Consider the following 19,316-nt stretch of genomic DNA (forward strand, 5'->3'; position numbering starts at 1 on the left):
GATGCCTCGTCTGGCGGTATGAGCGCTGCAGCTCTTTCCTCCGTCCAGGGTATGAAATGTCCGATCCAGCGCTCGAAACGCTTTTGCTGCCTTTAGAAACCGAAGCCGTTGAGCTTGCCGCCGGCTCGAAGGTCCTGTTCCTGCGCGCCCGCGCGGGCCGGGCGCTCGCCGCTTTGCAGGACCTTGAGACGCTGTGCGTCCAGAGTTTCGCGCCGGACCGGGATGCCCTGATGAAAGCGGGTTTCCGTGTGGAAGCTGAAACGGACGAGGACGGCTTCGACGCGGTGCTGCTTCTGCCCGGACGCCAGCGCCAGGAGGCCCGGGCGCAACTTGCGAAGGCTGTTTCCAGCGCGAGAGAAGGCGGGCTGTTCATCGCCTGCGCACCCAACACGGAAGGCGCGAAGACCCTGGAAAGCGATCTGGCCGACCTCATGGGCGGATCGGAAAAGCTCTCCAAGAACAAGTGCCGCGTTGTCTGGCATCGTGTCGCGGCGGATGCCGTGAACAGGGACCTTCTGGAAGACTGGCGGGGGCTCGATGCGCCGCGGCAGGTTCTGGAGGGCAGCTATATCAGCCGACCCGGTATTTTCGCCTGGGACCGGATCGATCCGGCATCGAAACTGCTGGCCGGCCTGTTGCCGGAAACCCTGAAGGGACGCGGCGCCGATCTGGGCGCCGGCTTCGGCTACCTTGCCCGCGCTGTTCTTGAAAAAGCTCCGAAAGTTACCTCCCTGGATCTTTATGAGGCCGAAAAACGCGCGCTCGATCTGGCGGAACAGAACCTTGCGGCCTTCAAGGGGCAAAAGCCGATGACCGGCATCTGGTCCGATGTGACCAGGGGCATCGAGGGGCCTTATGATTTCATCGTCTCCAACCCGCCGTTCCATCAGGCGGGCAGGGCCGAGCGTACAGACGTCGGCCAGGGTTTCATCCGTGCTGCCGCAGCCGGTCTCAGGCCCGGTGGCGATTTCTACATGGTCGCCAACCGGCATCTGCCCTACGAGAAGACGCTTGGTGAAGTCTTCGCCAACATCACCCAACTGGCCGACGAGGGCGGTTACAAGGTGATCAGGGCGGTCAAGGCGAAGGGAGGGCGCTAGGATGCGGCTGGTAAAGCTTCTCGCCAATCTCGGCTATGGCAGCCGCAAGGAAATGCAGACCGCGATCCGCAACGGCTGGGTGACCGACCGCGAAGGAAACCGGCTGAAGGCGGACAGCCCGGCTGCGCATGATGACATTCTCTTCGACGACGAGCCGCTCGATCCAGCTCAAGGCGTGGTCCTGCTGATGAACAAACCGCTCGGCTATACCTGCTCCGTCAAGGATCACGGGCGGCTGGTCTATGATCTCCTGCCGGACCGGTTCCGCATGCGCAAGCCGGTGCTGTCCACCATCGGCCGCCTCGACAAGGAAACCGCCGGTGCGCTGCTTTTTACCGATGACGGAACGTTCCTGCACAAGGTGATTTCTCCCAAGGCGGAAGTCCCGAAGGTCTATGAGGTCACGCTGGACCGCCCTATGAAGGGCGACGAAGCCACGCTGTTTGCTTCGGGCGGGATGATGCTGGAAAGCGAGGTCAAGCCCTTGAAACCTGCGGGCCTTGAGGTGCTGGACGAAACCCATGCCCGCCTGACCCTGCACGAGGGCCGCTATCATCAGGCCCGGCGCATGTTTGCCGCAACCGGCAATCACGTCACTGCGCTCGCCCGCAGCCGCATCGGCGCGCTTGGCCTTGACGGTCTGGAAGAAGGCTGCTGGAAGGTTCTGTCGGAAGACGAGAAGGCGCTGATTTTCACCGCCGAATGAGTTTCTTGAACGCACCCGCAATTTAGCGGTGCGCAACCCCGGCCTTGAGCCGGGGTCTTGGTGATGGTCCCGGCTCAAGGCCGGGACAGCAGGTGGGTCCACTGGGCAAAAGGTTCCTGCGTTGCTATCCCGTTTTCTTTCGGCTGAGCACGCGGATGCGGCTGTCGAATTCGCCGCGGTCCACGTAGCAGCCGCGCAGGTGGCGGAAGCCGGTGTTCGGGTCGAACGCGGTCCGCCCGTGCAGAACCCGCCGGTTGTCGAAGATGACCATCTCGCCGCTCTCAAGGCGTGTCGTCATCACGTGGCTTTTCGACCGGGTCATCTGCATGATTTTTCTGTAGGCCCGGTAGTAGGCCTCCATCCGATCTGCCGGCAGGTCGAAGATCCCGGCCAGATGGGCGTTGAAATGCAGCTCCTGCAGGTTTCCGAAAGGGTCGAGGTCGATCACCAATTGATGGCGGCGGATGTCGTAATCCTCATCCTGAAACCGGAACGGCACGGGTGTCACCGACAGTAGTTCGAAGGCTTCCGGGTCATCTTCCCGGAGATCGTTCGCGACGGCGAACCCGTCACAGAACGTCGATCCGCCTCCCTGTGCTTCATTGGCGAGGAAATGCAGGAACTGAAAGCCCGGTGGCAGCTCCTGGTTGGCAAGGTCGGTGTGCAGCGGCAGGGCGTGCGACGTATAGGCGAGATTGTTGGGGTTCGGCTTCGACATCACTTCGAATGTGGTACCGAAATTGGTCTCGCGCAGAAACCCGACCCGCCGTGCCATGGCCATGCCGGCGTCCTCGTCATTCGCCATGCCGTCGACAATGGCAAGACCGGTCTTTTTGGTTTCGATCAGGAACTCCAGCAGGGCATCGTCCCTGGACATCAGACTGTCCGCCGAGGCGCGCGGCAGGCTCTCCGGCGCAAGGTCGCCGCGCCACAGAACCGGCTCGATGCGGGCGGGGTCCGCAAGACCGATGCCGGGCCGGTGGCCATGCAGCCACGCCGGGTCATAGCGGCTGACGTGACCGTCGTCATCCCAGGTCAGGACGATCGAGCCGTCGTCCACGCTAGCTTGAGTGACTGCGATGTTGGCCGGGATGCCGGTCAGATCGAATTCCCGTTCCTGGGTCTGCGGGTGAAAACCGCTCGGGCAGTTGTCCCTGAGCCAGAGGAAAGGAAAATCGGCGCTGGTCCCGTCCGGCCAGGCAACATGAAGCACGCGGTCATCACCGCGCAGGTCGAGCTGTGTCATATGAAATCGTCCGTTGATGTCGTTGGAAAGAGGGAACACGCCCGAAGGCGCGCGCATCAACGGCTGGCGGGGGGCGGCCACCACCAATAGGCTTTGTTATGCGGATTTCCGGGATTGCGCCCGAGGATTGCGAACATCCGGCCAAGCCCTTTGGCAAAGCACTGCGTGCTGTGGAACGTCTTTGAAAAAATACCTCAAAAAAACCACCCGGCAAAAGGAAATCTGCCGGGTGGGAAAGAACTTCTTTTATCGGGACGTCGCCGTATCAGGGTTTTGCCGCCCGCGCCGCCAGAGCAATAGCGATGTAACTCCAGCCGTTCACGAGCACCGAGATCCCGGCGATCAGGCCAAGCGCCCATGCGGCGGAGCTTGGCAGGTCCATCCAGATCATGACACCGGCCGCCAGCGAGACGATACCTGCGATCAGCACCCACACCCAGCCCTCGTGGGGACGCAGCTTGAAGGCCATCAGGATCTGGCTGATTCCCTGGGCGATAAAGATCGCCGCGATCACCAGCGTCAGCGCGAAGGTTCCGGCCAGCGGGTTCACATAGATCACGATACCGCCGATCACGGCGATGATGCCGGTGATGAGATGCCAGAAGAAACTCGAGGTGCCCTTGGTCTTGAACGCGTTGTAGATCTGCACCAGCCCGCCGACAAACAGGATGACGGCGATCAGGATCGTCACGGCGATGGACGTCGCAAGGGGGGCGGCGATCAGGATCAGGCCGCCGATGACAAGGGCGATCCCGAGCGCCAGGAACCAGCCCCAGTTCTCCTGGATCTTCGCTTTCATATCTTCCATTGCCTGTACCGCATCTGACATATCGATCTCCTCACTTCGGTTGTTTTGCGCAAATGTAACCGAGTCGGGGGCCGACGCTAAATGGACTTGGCAATTCCTGCAAGGTTCGCTTTCGAAACAGCAGGTTGACATATGGTGTGTATATGCACACAAGAGGGCATGGAAAAAGACGACCTGTCGCTCTGCGTGCTGGACAACGCCCGGAAGGCCGCTCGCGCGGTCAGCCGGCACTATGACCGGCTGGCACGCAGCATGGGCATAACGGCGGCACAGTTTTCGGTCCTCGCGGCGATTGCCCAAATGGAGCGCAGGAGCACCGGCGAACTGGCGGACCGGCTCTCCATGGAGCGGACCACGCTGGTGCGCAATCTCGCGCTTCTGGAGAGGAAAGGCTTCGTAAGATCTTCGCTTTCCGGAAAGACCAGAGGCAAGTGCCACCAGTTGACGGAGCGCGGCGCGGCATTGCTGGAAGATGCCATGCCGCTTTGGCGACAGGCGCAAAACGATGTGAAGGAGCATCTGGGCAGTGAGGAATTCCTCAAGACGATCAGTGCGTTGAAAAGACTTTCGCAAATCTGATCGAGGGGTTTCATGCTTTGGCTGAACACCCTGGCAATTTGCCTGAACAGACATTATCTGCCGGCTGAGTGAAGGCCGGACGCAAACTTGATGAGGTTGAAAATGCGGCGTGTAGTAGTGACGGGAATGGGGGTCGTTTCACCGGTCGGAACCGGCGTGGAGGCGTTCTGGAAGCGGGTCAGCGATGGGGCGAACGGCATTCGCAGCATCACCCGGTTCGACGCCGGCGAACTTGCCTGCCAGGTCGCGGGTGAAGTGCCGACCAGGGAAGAAGACGAGCACGGCTTTGATGTCGATGCGGTGATGGACCCGCGCGAACAGCGCCGCTCCGACCGGTTCATTCACCTCGCCATGGGCGCCGCGCAGGAAGCTCTGGAAAACGCCGGATGGGCCCCGAAGAGCGACCGGGAAAAGGAACGAACCGGCACCATCATCGGAACCGGTGTCGGCGGGTTCCCCGCTATGACCGCCGGAACGCGCCTCGTGGATGAAAAAGGCCCGCGCAGGGCGTCGCCTTTCCTGGTGCCGTCCTTCCTCGCCAATCTGGCCGCGGGTCAGGTCTCCATCCGGCATGGCCTCAAGGGTCCGCTCGGCGCGCCGGTGACAGCCTGCGCCGCCAGCCTGCAGGCACTTGGCGACGCCGCGCGGATCATCCGCGCGGGCGAAGCTGAAGTCATGGTGGCCGGCGGGGCGGAGGCCTGCATCGACAAGGTCTCCTATGCCGGGTTCTGCGCCGCCAAGGCAATGTCCTCCAAACGCAATGACGACCCGGCCCATGCCTCGCGGCCTTTCGATCAGGACAGAGACGGTTTCATCATGGGCGAGGGCGCCGGAATTCTCATTCTGGAGGAACTTGAACACGCCAGGGCCCGCGGCGCGACCATTCTGGCGGAACTGGCCGGCTACGGCACCAGCGCCGACGCCCATCACGTCACCGCCTCGCCGGCGGACGGGGAGGGCGGCCTGCGGGCCATCCGCCAGGCACTTGCGACGTCCGGCCTCACGCCGGCGGATATCGGCTATGTCAACGCCCATTCCACCTCCACACCGGTGGGGGATGCCGCCGAAATCGCTGCCCTGATGACGGTGTTCGCCGAGCGCGGCAAGGATCTGGCTGTCTCCTCGTCCAAATCCATGTTCGGCCACCTGCTGGGCGCCGCCGGTGCGGTGGAGGCGATTGCCTGCGTCAAGGCACTGACAAGCGGCATGCTGCCGCCCTCGCGCAACCTTGAAAACCCCGACGAGGCAATGGCGCGCTTCGAGATGATCCCCGGCAAGGCCATCTCCCGCGAGGTCTCCCACGTCCTCACCAACGGCTTCGGCTTCGGCGGTGTGAATGCCAGCGCGGTGTTCTCGAAGATCTGACCGGGGCTGATCTCGTCATCCCTTGTGTCCGGAACAGCCTTCTCGGACAGCTGCTGGGGGCAGAGAAGCAAAGCGTTTCTGCTCCCCGCGGTGTCTGATGTTTAAGGCAGAACTTCGTCCTCCACCCCTCTCCCCCTTGAGGGGGAGATGTCGGCTTTGCTGACAGAGGCGGGAAGCGGCGCGGCGAATTCCGGAAGTGCCGAACTCTTCCGAGAGGCCTACCCCCCCCCTCTGTCTCCTGACGGAGACATCTCCCCCTCAAGGGGGGAGAGGGGCGCAAGCCGCAGGTTCCCTCATAAAAAATATCGTTCAAATCGGACAGCAGCGCGACAAGCCTGTAGCGACGCGGCGGGCGGCCGCGTTTCACGTCAAAAACAAATCTTGGCAACACGGCAATTCCTGTATATGAGATAATTCTCAAATATGGGAAATTGCATGACGAACCTTGAACAGGACCTTGCCCGCCGGCTGACGGAGCTGCGCCGGGCGCGGGGCTGGCCGCTGGAAGAGCTGGCGGAAAAGACCGGCATCAGCCGGGCGACGCTGTCGCGCATCGAGCGCGGCGACACCAGCCCGACGGCAAATGTGCTCGGCAGGCTCGCCGGGGCCTTCGGCCTGTCCATGGCCGAGCTTTTCGGCGCGGCGTCAGGTTTGGCCGAGCGTCACATCCCCAGGGCTTCGCAAACTATCTGGAAGGACCCCGAGACCGGGTTCCAGCGCCGGGCGCTGACACCCGCCGCGGGCGGTTACAGGGGCTCGGTCATCGAGGGCTGTCTGCCGGCGGGTGCAACGGTCGCCTATGCTGCGCCGCCGATTCCGGATCTTGAACACCATCTCGTGCTTCTCGAAGGCAGCCTGCGCTTCACCCTCGGCCCGGACATCTATGAATTAGCCCCCGGCGACGCGCTGCGCTTCCACCTCAATGCCTCCAACAGCTATCACGCCTCCGGCGATGCGCCGGCACGCTATATCCTGACGGTGATCACCCCATGACCCCTTCCGCGTCCGCGACCCCGCCTGAATTCCGTCCCGAACCGCCGGTTTCCCTGCTGTCTCCAGAAGAGGCCCGCGCCGCGCTGACGCAGCTCGGAAGTCTTCTGAGAACCTGTGTGGAGGACGGCGCGGGCATCGGCTTCATTCTGCCTCTGCCTCAGGAAAACGCTGAAGGTTTCTGGCAAAGCCGCCTGCCGCTCCTGAACAGTGGAGAGGCCTTTCTAATGGCCGTGAAAGAGGGGGAGGAGATCGCCGGGGTCGTCATGCTGATGCTGGCCGGCCAGGACAACGGCCGCCACCGGGCCGAAGTCGCCAAGCTGATGGTCCACCCCCGCCACCGCAGAAAAGGTCTCGCCCGCAAGCTCATGACCGCTATTGACGGCCTTGCCCGCGCGCAGGAGCGCTGGCTGCTGGTGCTCGACACGGTCACCGGCGACCGCGCGGAAAAGCTCTACCCGGCCTGCGGCTTCCGCAAGGTCGGCGTCATCCCCGATTTCGCCTTCAACAGTCACGGCCATCTCGACGCGACGACCGTGTTCTACAAGGACCTTCGCAAGGCATCCCCCAGTACCGCTATGCCGTCCCGGACCTGATCCGGGACCTTGTCCCGAGGTTTCATCTCCAGAGGCCCGGTTCGAGACCTGGGCGGCGCCATTTTCCGGCGTGTTGGAGAAGATGGTCGTGTTGCCCCTCAGGCGTGGTTTGGCTCCGGAACGCGGGAAGCAAACTGAATTCCAAGTGTTTCGGTGCAGTAAACTCCGGACGGAGATGCGTCGCCAGATACCAGTTTGATTCTAAAGTCATTTTATATCGATTCCTTATGCTGGATACGTCCGCACGGCCAAGCAACGGAGGAGATCTCCAATTTGCATGATCACCACTCGATTGAATTTCATAGATAACCAAAGATAGAATTACGTTGCGTAATGTAACTTTTGGTAGTATTCGAATTATTCGCTTCCGGCGTATGGGCCAGCGATCTGGGACATTGAATTTCAGCGCGATCCCAAGACCGGTCGCGACCAAACTGGGAACTTTAGCAAATTCTATCAAGCCACATTGAGAGGACCGCATCATGTTGGACGTACAGCCTCTATCTTCAAGAAACCTGCCGAGTTTCGATCATGCCGAACCGTTGGCTCACGGCGATGAAGCGTTTCTGCAGGACATCGTTGGTGTAATGGAAAAACATGGCAACCTTGGTCGGTTCGGCCTTTGCCTGATCCATGATCATTTCGACGTCGGCGTTGACGAAATTTTGCTTGAGACCAACGATCCTGAAACGCGTACTCTTCATCTTGAAACGGTCAAGCTGGCGGATCTGAATGCCGACATGAAGTTCACCAGTTGGGACGTATCGAAGTGGGACGGATCTGACCTGAGAGGCGCCGACCATAGCTATGCGCTGTCGGCTTGCGACCAGGACAAATGCAAGTCTCCGATGGAAATGACCGCCTGTGATCAGGACAAGTGTAAGTCCCCGATGGAAATGACGGCTTGCGACCAAGACAAGTGTAAGTCTCCTATGGAAATGACGGCCTGCGATCAGGACAAGTGTAAGTCTCCGATGGAAATGACCGCCTGCGACCAGGACCATTGTAAGTCGCCGATGGAAATGACGGCTTGCGATCAGGACAAATGCAAAAGTCCGGTAGTCTAGGCCTTCGGCACGCAGGGGCCGGCAAGAATGACGGCCCCGTTCCCTTTGTGACAAGCCTGGTCAACAAGTGGGATGCGTTCGACAGGCAGTCTGTATCGTGGGAGTTTGCCCAACGCATCAGGGGCGCCAGATTGGTCTGGGCGGATACTGAGGCACTGGCGGCAGACTACGGCGACACGATACCCGGTCTTTCAACAGCAACTAGGGACGACCCAGCGTTACATAAGTGGCTGATCGACAACGGAGCGATCCTTTCCCTCTCCCAGGCGCGGCAGACAGATGTGAACGATCCTGTCTCTACATCTTCGGAGACGGTTGAAACCGTTCGCCCGCCCCGATACGGCCGCGCGGCGATTCTTGCACCTGAAGTGCCCGGCGGAGTGGCGGACGCGGCAGGTCCGCTCCCTTTTTTCGACATCAAGGGATGTGGCGTTCCGAATGACGAGGATCCGGTTCTGCCGCATTCAAACGGCCTTCTGACGCTTCGCGAGGCCGTCTATGAAGTCATTCTCCAGAAACTCGTAAATTCCGTATTGCGCCACGACAGACGCTCCGAAGCGGTCTTGCCCTGTTATGCGATTCTGGATCTGGGTTTTTTCGCGCGCTTCAAAGGGCATCGGCCCGATGGGAAAGCCGCGGTGCTGTTGCGCAGGACACAAACGCGGCCTGCTTGGCAATGGGGGACTGAAAACCCCGGTCGGCGCCGCGCTGGGCGCCTTCTTGACTTTGAGTCCCTGTTGCGCCGCCGCGGTCTCAGCGCAAGTTCCTGCGGAGCGGTGCGTTTTAAACTTGAAAGGCAGGGAACGCAGCTGCTTTTGAGCCGGGATGGAGAGCCTATTGCCTTATCCGATCTCAAGCTCCGGCATTTGGCCCAGATCGGCGGATTGCAAAACAGTGGCGGCGCGGACACCGTCATCTTCGACGGCGTGAATGTCCAGGTTGCCGACGGTCTGGATGACGAGCCGGAACGCTTTCAGGTCATGGATTTTGGTCGATACCGCTTCGCCGGCAGTTTCGATCAGGTTCTTTATTCCTGGAGTTTGCGGGACTATTGCGCACTCGAAGGCACATTCAGCCGTCCTGCTGGCTCCGTTGCCGGGTTTCACCCGGATGTAACGCACGACTACGCGCAACCGGACCCCGGTGCAAACTTGTCGACGTTACCCGAAACGCAAGCCTATCGCGATATCTGGGAATGTGTGGCCGCATATGAGGCTGGCAGCATAGCTTATCCGGCCATATGGCGTGCAATGGACAGGCTGGAACAAACTGCGCTGCATATGCTGGGCGCAAGCCCGTGCTGAACAGTGAAGGCGGCTCCCCTTGCCCTGCGTTGCGAACCGCTCTTGGCCGGCTAATCGCCGGCGAATTCGGGAAAAGTCATGGTGCGTTGACGGTGAGTGGTTCGGCGGCCCTGGATCTTGCCCTTGCCTCGATCGGCCTCAGGCAGGGGCAACGGGTCGGGATACCGAGTTTCGGCTGTCACGAAATGGCTGCGTCCGTTCTTCGATGTGGAGGCGTTCCGGTGGCGCTGCCTGTGGATGACATGATGTTGCTAACGCCATCGTCATTAAAAGCTGCCTCGGGCGCCAACCTGTCAGCGGTTCTGGCGGTGCACCAGTTCGGTTTTATCTGTGACATAGCAGGCCTTCGCGCTTCGCTGTCTCCAAACGTCGCGATCATTGAAGACGCTGCTCAACTGCTGCCCCTTGCTAACCACACTCAGCCGGCGGAGGTCACGATAACGTCCTTCGGATCGGGAAAACCGGTCTGTCTGGGCGAGGGAGGGGGCGCGTTCGCCAACGCGGACCGCGTGGAGCGGCTGACAGATCGCTGGACCGGCCCGCAGCGCACGCGCCTGGAACCGGTTATGCCGATCGCAATGTCCACTTTTGCCGTCAGACCGCTTGAGGAGGCCTGGAGCCGGATGATGGACGCCAGGTCTGAGATAACAAGGCAGGTGAACCGTGTGACGGAAAAACTCTTCGCAGCGGGGTTGATTGAAGCTCCCTTGTTCAAAAAAGTGAGAGCTTCTGTGCCATTGGTCATTCCGGTCCGGTGTGCTCCGAAGCAGGAAAGGAAACTCCTCGATATCGCTGCTCAGGACAGGCTCGAGACGAACAAACCCCACCCGATACCCTTGTGGGAGTTGCCAATGCTCAGGGGTCGTCTGGACACATCCTTGTTGCCGCTGAAGCAGCTTTGCAACGAAGACGTCCGGCTCCTGGACCTGAGGCCGCTGTTTTTGAAATGCAACTCTGTGGCAGCTCTGTTCAGCGAAAAGCGCTTATGCCAACATCAATGAGTGTGGACCTAGTTTAGGTGGTTGGTATCAATTCGCCAGAGTTGTTCTTGAGCGCCGTTGATTTACCAGAAGCTCGCTAGGATGCGGACTCAGAAATGAAGACGAAATGGCCTGAGTTGAATTCGATTGCGTTTATTAGTGCATGTCGCGTTCAATTGAATTCAGGAAACCACCCGAACCCATTTGCAATGCAAACACTGCCTCGGGTGTTTTCCAGAACAGGCGAATCCGTCTAAACGCGACACGCCCTGAATCACCCCCAAGGTGACATCAAAACACTGCGCTCATGCTGGAGTTTTTCTCTATTGGAAGCGGTCCGCTTCCATGAACTCAGCTCTCGTTCAGCATTTCCAGCTCCAGCCACTGCTCTTCGGCGGAATCCTTTTCTTTCGTCAAATCAGTGATTTGCTGCGAAAGCTTTGCAAATTTGTCGGGGTTCTTCACATAAAGCTGCGGGTCGTTCATCTCGGTGCGAAGGGCTTCAAGCTTTGCTTCAATTTTTTCGATCTGGTCGGGCAGCGTCTTCAGGAGATGCTGCTGGGTGAAGCTGAGTTTGGATTTTTGCTGCGGCTTTTGCACCGAAGTGTTTGACGCTGCAGCCTTTTCCCTCTTTGCAGGTGCTGCTGTCTTGTCGATCTTGCGGGCGGTGACGCCTTCGCCGCGCTGGGCGAGCATGTCGGTATAGCCACCGGCATATTCGCGCCACAGGCCGTTGTCCTCGGCGACGATGACGGAGGTCGCCACCCGGTCGAGGAAGTCGCGGTCATGCGAGACGATCAGCGCGGTGCCGGGATAGTCCGCCAGAAGTTCCTGCAGCAGGTCGAGGGTCTCCAGGTCGAGGTCGTTGGTCGGCTCGTCAAGCACCATCAGGTTGGAGCTGTTGGCGAGCGCCCGGGCGAGCATGGCGCGGGCGCGTTCGCCGCCGGAAAGCGCGCCGACCGGGGTGCGCGCCTGTTCCGGCGAAAACAGGAAGTCCTTCATGTAGGACATCACATGTTTGGTTTCCGCACCGATGACGACCGTGTCGCCGCGCCCGCCGGTCAGAACGGAGGAGAGGGTGTCGTCGAGATCGAGATTCTCGCGTTTCTGGTCGAGCGTGACCATTTCCAGGTTGGTGCCCAGCCGCATGGATCCGATGTCCGGGGTAAGCTCGCCGGTCAGCATTTTCAAGAGCGTGGTCTTGCCCGCGCCGTTCGGGCCGACGAAGCCGACCCGGTCACCGCGCTGGATACGGGTGGAAAAGTCCTTGACGATCTCCCGCGTGCCATAGGTCTTGGAAATCCCCTTTGCCTCGATCACCAGCTTGCCGGAAACCTCGGCCTCCGTGGCGCTGAGTTTCGCCGTGCCTTGCGGGCCGCGATGCTCGCGCTTCTGTTTGCGCAGGTCCGCCAGTTCGCGCACCCGGCGCATGTTGCGTTTGCGGCGCGCGGTGACGCCGTAAGTCATCCAGTGTTCTTCGCGCTTGATCTTCTGGGCGAGCTTCTGCTGGTCGATCTCTTCCTGTTCGAAAACCTCGTCGCGCCAGGTTTCGAAATGGGCGAACCCCTTGTCCATGCGCCGGCAGGTGCCCCTGTCGATCCACACCGTGGCCCGCGATAGGTTTTCCAGGAAGCGCCGGTCGTGGGAAATCAGCACCAGGGCGGATTTCAGGCTCTTCAGTTCCTCTTCCAGCCATTCGATGGCCGGAAGATCCAGGTGGTTGGTCGGCTCGTCGAGCAGCAGGATGTCAGGTTCCGGGGCAAGGCAGCGTGCGAGCGCCGCGCGGCGGGCCTCGCCGCCTGACAGCGAATTCGGGTCTTCCTGGCCTGTCAGGCCGAGCACGTCCAGCAGATAGGCGCCGCGGTAAGGATCGTCGCCTTCCGTCAGGCCTTCGTTGACGTAATCGAGGGTGGTCGCATAGGCGGAAAGGTCCGGATCCTGCGGCAGGTAGCGCAGCGTGCGGCCCGGCTGGAGGAACCGCTCGCCGCTATCCATCTCCACCATGCCGGCTGCGATCTTCAAAAGCGTCGATTTGCCGGAACCGTTGCGGCCCACGAGGCCCAGGCGATCGCCCTCGGAGACGGAAAGCTCCGCTCCGGTGAGGAGCGGCGTGCCGCCGAACGTCAGGTGAATGTCGCGCAGGATGAGAAGGGGCGGGGCCATGAGTGCCTTGCTGGTGGCTTGGACAAGCGGATCGGATCGGCGCCCGGTGTACTGGCCGGACCGGAGCCGTGCAAGCGTGTTGGTGGCGCGCGCCAGTTTTTTTGATCAGGGCCGTCGAGATTTTCGCGAATTAATCGGGTATGATCCCTGAACGTGGACAGGGGCCGATCACCAGTTTGCAGTCCGGGGGCAAGCCCGGCTGTCAGGAGGAAGCACCATGCCTGATCAGATGAAACGGATCAAAAAGGCCGCGGGAGAAATCCTGCGCCTGGCCGGAGCGGCGAACCTGTTCCGGTTCGTCAGGACTTTTTCCGCAGTGGCGCTGCTTTGCGCTGCCATTGCCGGCTTTACCGCGCTGACATTGCCGGGCCAGGCTCGGGCCGACGGAATTTACTTCAGCGGCAACGGTTTCAGCATCGGAATTGGAAGCCGGGGATTCCGCGGCGCTTACTTCAACGGGCCGATTGGTTTCTACGGTCCGCCCTACCGGCCCTACGGCGCTCCCTATTATTATAACCCCTATGACTCGCGCGCTTATCCCTACCGGTCCCGGGTCTATGTCAATCCGCCCCGGCACAGAAAGTATCGCGGCCGGCAGCCGGCGCGCGTTCCCTACACCAAGACCGGACTGGCTCCCTTCACGCCAGCCTGGACGGTCTATTGCGCGCGCAAGTTCAAGTCCTTCAATCCCAACACCGGCACATATCTCGCCTATAGCGGAAAATATCGTTTCTGTCGTTAAAATTGAAATAAAATTACTTGCAACTGAGAAGGGAAGCTGAGTCAGGTGATTGGAGCGGGGAAAATTATTCTCACTAACCCGGAAGAGCGGCAATAACATCGCCTTTTTAGGGGGGTGAACGGAATGTGTCGTTGGAGAATGCTTGATTGCACGTAAAGAGCGTGAAATCTTCTGACCCATCGTTCCTGGATGTCAACAATAACCCTGGAGGGGAGAGCGATATGTCCAAGTCCATACGCGTCACCGCGCTTGCAGCCGTTCTGATGGCTGCCACCACACTGACCGCCGCTGCGGAGGTGGTCTACCACCGAGGCAACACCGCCGATCCGGAAACCCTGGACCAGCACAAGACCTCGACAACTTATGAAGCGCATATCCTGCGCGATCTTTACGAAGGCCTCGTCGCCTACAGCGCCGCCGGCAAGATCATTCCGGGTGTCGCCAGCGACTGGACTGTCTCCGATGACGGCAAGGTCTACACCTTCACGCTTCGTGACGATGCCAAATGGTCCAACGGCGACCCGGTCGTCGCCGGCGATTTCGTCTATTCCCTGCGCCGTATCATGACCCCGGAAACTGGCGCCAAATACGCCAACGTTCTCTATCCGATCCTCAATGCCGAAGCGGTCAACAAGGGCGACATGAAGCCGGAAGATCTCGGCGTCAAGGCGCTCGACGATCACACGCTGGAAATTTCGCTTGCCGCGCCGACCCCTTATTTCATTGATCTGCTTGGCCACCAGACCGGCCTGCCGGTGCACCCGGCCTCCGTTGAGAAATTCGGGTCCGACTTCGTCAAGGCGGAAAACATCGTCACCAACGGGCCGTTCACTCTGGCCGAGTTTGTGCCGAACGCGCATGTGAAAGCGGACAAGAACCCGCATTTCCATGATGCCGACAAGGTGACGATCGACACGATCTATTTCCATCCGACCGAGGATCGGGGCGCAGCGCTGCGCCGTTTCCAGGCGGGCGAACTGCACACCAACAACGATGCACCGACCGAACAGGTCGCCTTCATGCGCGAAAACCTGGGCGAGCAGTTCCGCGTCGCACCGTATCTTGGCACCTACTACTACGCCCTGAACCATGAAGACGAGGCGCTGAGCAATCCGGACGTCCGCCAGGCCCTGTCCATGTCCATCGACCGGGAATTCCTGGCCGACGAAATCTGGGGCTCCACAATGGTCGCCGGTTATTCCTTCGTGCCGCCGGGGATCGGCAACTATGGCGATCCGGCTTTTGCCGACTACAAGGACATGTCCCAGATCGACCGCGAAGAGAAAGCGCTCGAGCTGCTTGAGAACGCCGGTTACGGTCCGGACAATCCCTTCCAGCTGACGATCAACTACAACACCTCCGAAAACCACAAGAACACGGCCGTTGCCGTCGCCGACATGTGGAAGCCGCTGGGTGTCGACGTGTCGCTGGTCAATACCGACACCAAGACGCATTACGCCATGCTGCGTGATCGTCAGGATTTCGATGTTGCCCGTGCAGGCTGGATCGGTGACTATTCCGATCCGCAGAACTTCCTGTTCATGGTCGAAAGCGACAATGACGGCTTCAACTACGCCCGCTACAACAATCCGGAATATGACGCGCTGATGGATGAGGCCGCCGTGACGGTCGATCTGGAAAAACGCGCCGACGTCCTGAAAAAGGCCGAGGAGCTCTTCATGCGGGATCTGCCCTTCATTCCGATGATGTACTACGGCTCAATGAACCTTGTTTCCGACAAGGTCGCGGGATTTGAGGACAACCTCCTCAATATCCACCCGAGCCGCTGGATGACCATCTCCGAATGACCTGACACGACCGGACCGGCAGGCCAAACCTGCCGGTTCCGGCAAGGCGGCGTTGCAAGACCGCCGTGGAACAATAGGGGCGACACCTATGCTGCGCTACGTGCTCGGTCGATTGCTCGGCGCAATCCCGACCGTCTTTCTGATCGTGACAATCTCCTTCTTTCTGATCCGCATCGCCCCGGGCGGTCCGTTCGATCTGGAGCGGCCTCTCGAGGCCAAGGTGATGGAAAATCTGAACAAGATCTACCACCTCAACGAACCGCTCTGGAACCAGTACCTGCTCTATCTGAAAAGCGTCGCGCAGCTGGATTTCGGCCCGAGTTTCTATTTCCGTGACTTCACCATCAACGAGTTGTTCGCGCAAAGCCTGCCGATCTCGATCCAGCTGGGCCTGTCTGCGCTGTGTCTGGCGCTGGTCGCCGGTGGGACGATGGGTGTCTTCGCCGCGCTGCGCCAGAACAAGTCGGCCGATTACGCTGTCATGGCTGCCGCGACCCTCGGCGTGACTGTTCCCAATTTCGTCGTCGCACCGATCCTCACGCTGCTTCTCGGCGTTTGGCTCGGCTGGCTGCCGGTCGGTGGCTGGAACGGCGGCAAGTTCGTCAACATCATTCTGCCTGTCGTCACGCTGGCGTTGCCACAGATCGCGGTGGTCGCCAGACTGACGCGCGGCTCGATGATCGAAGCTCTGCGCTCCAACCATGTGCGCACCGCAAGGGCCTACGGCCTGACCGGCTTCATGGTCGTTGTGGTGCATGCGCTCAGGGGGGCGATCCTGCCTGTGGTCTCCTATCTCGGTCCCGCGGCCGCGGCGCTTCTGACGGGCTCCGTGGTGATCGAAACCATTTTCGGCATTCCGGGCATTGGCCGTTACTTCGTGCAGGGCGCCCTCAACCGCGACTATACGCTGGTGATGGGAACTGTCGTGGTCGTCGCCTGTTTCGTCATCCTTTTCAACCTCATCGTGGATCTGCTTTATGCGCTGCTCGATCCGCGTGTGCGCTACGATTGAGGAGGAGGCTGCCCCGTGACCCTAACCGTGACAAACACTGAAGTGCCCGCCAAGGGCCGCTCGCTGTGGGATGATGCCCGGGACCGCCTTCTGGCGAACCGCGCAGCGGTTGCCAGTCTGATCGTGCTGGCTTTCATCGCTCTTGTTTCCCTCTTCGGACCGATCCTGTCGCCGCACAACTTCGACACCGTCTACCGCGACTACGTGAAAGTTCCTGCGAGCCTTGAAGCTTATCCGCGCGCCGACCAAGTCGAGCCGGGTTTCCTGTCCGCTGCCCGCAGGGCGCGGGTGAGCGTGGAAAGCTATGAGCGCGACGGCGACAATGTGATCGCCAAGGTGACCTCCAGCCGCGAGATCGACCCACGCTCCGTACGCTACATCGACCGCAGTGACCTGTTCAGGAATGCCGAACTGACTGACGTGTCTGCGGACGACAAATCCGCGACCCTGAGCGCCGAAATCAACTTCATGCATTTTTATTTCGGACCGACGCCAATGGCCGGGACATGATGACCCGGACGTTCATTGCCGGCAGGGTGTCGCTGACCATCGGGCTGCTGGCGACTGTCGTGGCGATCTCGATCGGCGTGCTTTACGGTGCGACGTCCGGCTATCTTGGCGGCCGGATCGATCAGACGATGATGCGGGTCGTCGATATCCTCTATTCGCTGCCTTTCATCTTCTTCGTGATCATGCTGGTGGTGTTCTTCGGCCGCAACTTCATCCTGATGTTCATAGCGGTAGGCGCGGTGGAGTGGCTTGACATGGCGCGTATCGTGCGCGGCCAGACGCTCACCATAAAGCGCCAGGAATACGTCCAGGCGGCGGAAGCCCTGGGCGTTTCGGACCGCGGCATCGTGCGCCGGCACATCATTCCGAACACCCTTGGCCCGGTGGTGGTCTACATGACCCTTCTGGTGCCCAAGGTCATTCTTCTGGAAAGCTTCCTGTCCTTTCTGGGGCTGGGCATCCAGGAGCCGATGACAAGCTGGGGCGTTCTGATTTCCGAAGGCGCGCGCAACCTGCAAGGGGCCGCCTGGATGCTCATCTTCCCGTCCATCTTCCTGACATCGACACTGTTCGCGCTGAACTTCATCGGCGACGGGCTGCGCGATGCGCTGGACCCGAAAGACCGGTAAGGAGCGCAACATGAGCACACAAAGCAAGACGCCGGTCCTTGCCATAACCAACCTGACCGTCGATTTCGAAACCGCGACGGGGACGGTGAATGCGGTTCGGGGTGTCGATATTCACGTGAATTCGGGCGAAACGGTCGCCATCGTCGGTGAAAGCGGGTCCGGCAAGAGCCAGGCCATGATGGCGGCGATGGGCCTGCTGGCCTCCAACGGGCGCGCGGGCGGCGAAGTCATTTATGAGGACCGCAATATCCTCGGACTACCAGTGAGCAAGCTCAATGCTGTACGCGGCAGGAAGATCACCATGATCTTTCAGGAGCCGATGACCTCTCTCGACCCGCTTTATACCATCGGCCGGCAACTTGCCGAACCGTTGGTGGTGCATGGCGGGCTTTCATGGAGAGCCGCAAGGGCGAGGGCTCTGGAGCTTTTGAAGCTCGTGAACATTCCCGAGCCGGAGCGCAAGATAAAGTCCTATCCGTACGAAATGTCGGGGGGGCAGCGTCAGCGCGTGATGATCGCCATGGCGCTTGCCAACGATCCGGATGTGCTGATCGCCGATGAGCCGACAACGGCGCTTGATGTGACCACGCAGGCCCAGATTCTCGATCTGTTGGCCGATCTGCAAAAGCGCCTCGGCATGTCGGTCATCTTCATCACCCACGATCTCGGTATCGTCCGGCGTATTGCCGATCGGGTCTATGTGATGAAAACCGGGGAGGTGGTCGAAAGCGGAGAGACCGCGGCACTCTTCACCAGCCCCGAACATCCCTACACCAGGATGCTCCTGGATGCCGAACCGACAGGCCACAAGTCGCCGGTTCCCGAAAGTACGCCTGTCCTTCTGGAAGCACAGAAGATCAAGGTCGAATTCGAATTCGACACCGGGTTCCTGCAGCCGAAGCACATACTGCGGGCGGTCGACGATATCAGCTTCTCCCTGCGCCAGGGCCAGACGCTGGGAATTGTCGGCGAAAGCGGGTCCGGCAAGTCGACGCTCGGTCGGGCGGTCCTCAACCTGCTCCCGGCGACGGGACGGGTTGTCTTCAAGGGTCAGCAGATTTCAGGCCGGGACAGGGCGGCCATGCGGGCGGTGCGCAAGGATATGCAACTCATCTTCCAGGACCCTTTCGGCTCCCTCAGTCCGCGCATGACCGTTGGACAGGTGATTTCGGAAGGCCTGATGGTGCACGAACCGTCGCTGACGGCCCGCGACCGCGATGCGCGTGCGTGCCAGGCGCTGGAGGAGGTGTCTCTGGACCCTGCGATGCGCAACCGCTATCCGCACGAGTTCTCAGGCGGGCAGCGCCAGCGGATCGCCATCGCCCGCACTATGGTGCTCAAGCCGGAGCTTGTGGTGCTGGACGAGCCGACATCGGCCCTGGACCGCACGATCCAGAAACAGGTGGTGGAACTGCTCAGGGACCTGCAAAAGGCTCACGGCCTGACGTATCTCTTCATCAGCCACGACCTCGCGGTGGTGCGCGCCATCGCCGATACGGTGATGGTCATGCAGCGTGGCAAGGTCGTTGAAGCGGGAACCGTGGATGCGATTTTCGAGGCGCCGAAAAGTGACTACACCAGGGAACTGATCGGCGCGGCCATGCTGACCCAGCGGCAGATGATGGAAACCGCCTGACATCCGATGGAGCGCTTTCCGGTCATGTTGGTTCATTTGATCGGAAGGCGCTCTGGTTCCGGAGTAATACCAACC

The 19,316-nt window shown here is 60.5% G+C and carries 16 protein-coding genes and 1 pseudogene; 14 read left to right on the plus strand and 3 right to left on the minus strand.

All coding sequences use genetic code 11. The annotated features are described in order from the left end of the window. Positions 1-56 precede the first annotated feature (56 nt). Both OA90_RS14965 and OA90_RS14970 read left to right on the plus strand, forming a co-directional pair. Positions 57-1,100 (plus strand): class I SAM-dependent methyltransferase, encoded by a 1,044-nt coding sequence (locus tag OA90_RS14965; protein ID WP_068413297.1) that lies wholly within the window; start codon positions 57-59, stop codon positions 1,098-1,100. Position 1,101: 1 nt separating this feature from the next. Continuing rightward, positions 1,102-1,806, plus strand: a complete 705-nt coding sequence (locus OA90_RS14970; protein WP_068413300.1) for a 16S rRNA pseudouridine(516) synthase — start codon at positions 1,102-1,104, stop codon at positions 1,804-1,806. Positions 1,807-1,930: 124 nt separating this feature from the next. On the opposite strand, the gene OA90_RS14975 is transcribed toward OA90_RS14970, so the two are convergent. Both OA90_RS14975 and OA90_RS14980 read right to left on the minus strand, forming a co-directional pair. Continuing rightward, a complete protein-coding gene (locus OA90_RS14975) occupies positions 1,931-3,052 on the minus strand; it encodes a TauD/TfdA family dioxygenase (protein ID WP_068413646.1) in 1,122 nt (373 codons plus the stop codon). A 265-nt stretch (positions 3,053-3,317) separates the two neighbouring features. Continuing rightward, a complete protein-coding gene (locus OA90_RS14980) occupies positions 3,318-3,881 on the minus strand; it encodes an HdeD family acid-resistance protein (protein WP_068413303.1) in 564 nt (187 codons plus the stop codon). A 138-nt stretch (positions 3,882-4,019) separates the two neighbouring features. Between OA90_RS14980 and OA90_RS14985 the strand changes: the two genes are divergently transcribed. The 7 genes from OA90_RS14985 (at position 4,020) to OA90_RS15020 (ending at position 10,762) form a co-directional block, all read left to right on the plus strand. Next, positions 4,020-4,439 (plus strand): MarR family winged helix-turn-helix transcriptional regulator, encoded by a 420-nt coding sequence (locus OA90_RS14985; protein WP_082837064.1) that lies wholly within the window; start codon positions 4,020-4,022, stop codon positions 4,437-4,439. A 102-nt stretch (positions 4,440-4,541) separates the two neighbouring features. Next, entirely contained in the window at positions 4,542-5,804 is a 1,263-nt protein-coding gene (gene fabF / locus OA90_RS14990; RefSeq protein WP_068413649.1) for a beta-ketoacyl-ACP synthase II, read from the plus strand. Positions 5,805-6,239: 435 nt separating this feature from the next. Then, positions 6,240-6,797: an XRE family transcriptional regulator gene (locus tag OA90_RS14995; RefSeq protein ID WP_082837065.1), complete on the plus strand. Its 558-nt coding sequence runs from the start codon at positions 6,240-6,242 to the stop codon at positions 6,795-6,797. Beyond that, a complete protein-coding gene (locus tag OA90_RS15000) occupies positions 6,794-7,390 on the plus strand; it encodes a GNAT family N-acetyltransferase (protein ID WP_068413312.1) in 597 nt (198 codons plus the stop codon). The genes OA90_RS14995 and OA90_RS15000 overlap by 4 nt, the downstream gene beginning before the upstream one ends. Positions 7,391-7,872: 482 nt before the next feature. Beyond that, positions 7,873-8,457 (plus strand): hypothetical protein, encoded by a 585-nt coding sequence (locus tag OA90_RS28040; RefSeq protein ID WP_082837066.1) that lies wholly within the window; start codon positions 7,873-7,875, stop codon positions 8,455-8,457. Positions 8,458-8,588: 131 nt separating this feature from the next. Beyond that, positions 8,589-9,761, plus strand: a complete 1,173-nt coding sequence (locus OA90_RS15015; RefSeq protein ID WP_208986147.1) for a hypothetical protein — start codon at positions 8,589-8,591, stop codon at positions 9,759-9,761. Beyond that, a complete protein-coding gene (locus OA90_RS15020) occupies positions 9,698-10,762 on the plus strand; it encodes a DegT/DnrJ/EryC1/StrS family aminotransferase (protein ID WP_082837067.1) in 1,065 nt (354 codons plus the stop codon). The genes OA90_RS15015 and OA90_RS15020 overlap by 64 nt, the downstream gene beginning before the upstream one ends. Before the next feature lie 330 nt (positions 10,763-11,092). On the opposite strand, the gene OA90_RS15025 is transcribed toward OA90_RS15020, so the two are convergent. After that, positions 11,093-12,904 carry an ATP-binding cassette domain-containing protein gene (locus OA90_RS15025; protein WP_068413327.1) on the minus strand — a complete coding sequence of 604 codons (1,812 nt, stop codon included), beginning with the start codon at positions 12,902-12,904 and terminating at the stop codon, positions 11,093-11,095. A 217-nt stretch (positions 12,905-13,121) separates the two neighbouring features. On the opposite strand from OA90_RS15025, the gene OA90_RS15030 reads away from it, so the two are divergent. From OA90_RS15030 to OA90_RS15050, 5 genes and pseudogenes are all read left to right on the plus strand, one after another. Beyond that, positions 13,122-13,646: a BA14K family protein gene (locus OA90_RS15030; protein ID WP_208986148.1), complete on the plus strand. Its 525-nt coding sequence runs from the start codon at positions 13,122-13,124 to the stop codon at positions 13,644-13,646. 221 nt (positions 13,647-13,867) lie between these two features. Beyond that, positions 13,868-15,454, plus strand: coding sequence for a peptide ABC transporter substrate-binding protein (locus OA90_RS15035; protein WP_068413331.1), 1,587 nt, complete (start codon positions 13,868-13,870; stop codon positions 15,452-15,454). A gap of 88 nt (positions 15,455-15,542) precedes the next feature. Beyond that, on the plus strand, positions 15,543-16,466 hold the full coding sequence (oppB, locus tag OA90_RS15040; protein ID WP_068413334.1) for an oligopeptide ABC transporter permease OppB: 924 nt from the start codon (positions 15,543-15,545) through the stop codon (positions 16,464-16,466). A 15-nt stretch (positions 16,467-16,481) separates the two neighbouring features. Further along, a pseudogene (locus OA90_RS15045) lies at positions 16,482-17,605 on the plus strand (ABC transporter permease subunit). A 10-nt stretch (positions 17,606-17,615) separates the two neighbouring features. Further along, positions 17,616-19,241, plus strand: coding sequence for an ABC transporter ATP-binding protein (locus OA90_RS15050; protein ID WP_068413656.1), 1,626 nt, complete (start codon positions 17,616-17,618; stop codon positions 19,239-19,241). Positions 19,242-19,316 lie beyond the last annotated feature (75 nt).

This window comes from Labrenzia sp. OB1 (genome assembly GCF_001624695.1).
In the GTDB taxonomy this organism is placed as follows: domain Bacteria; phylum Pseudomonadota; class Alphaproteobacteria; order Rhizobiales; family Stappiaceae; genus Roseibium.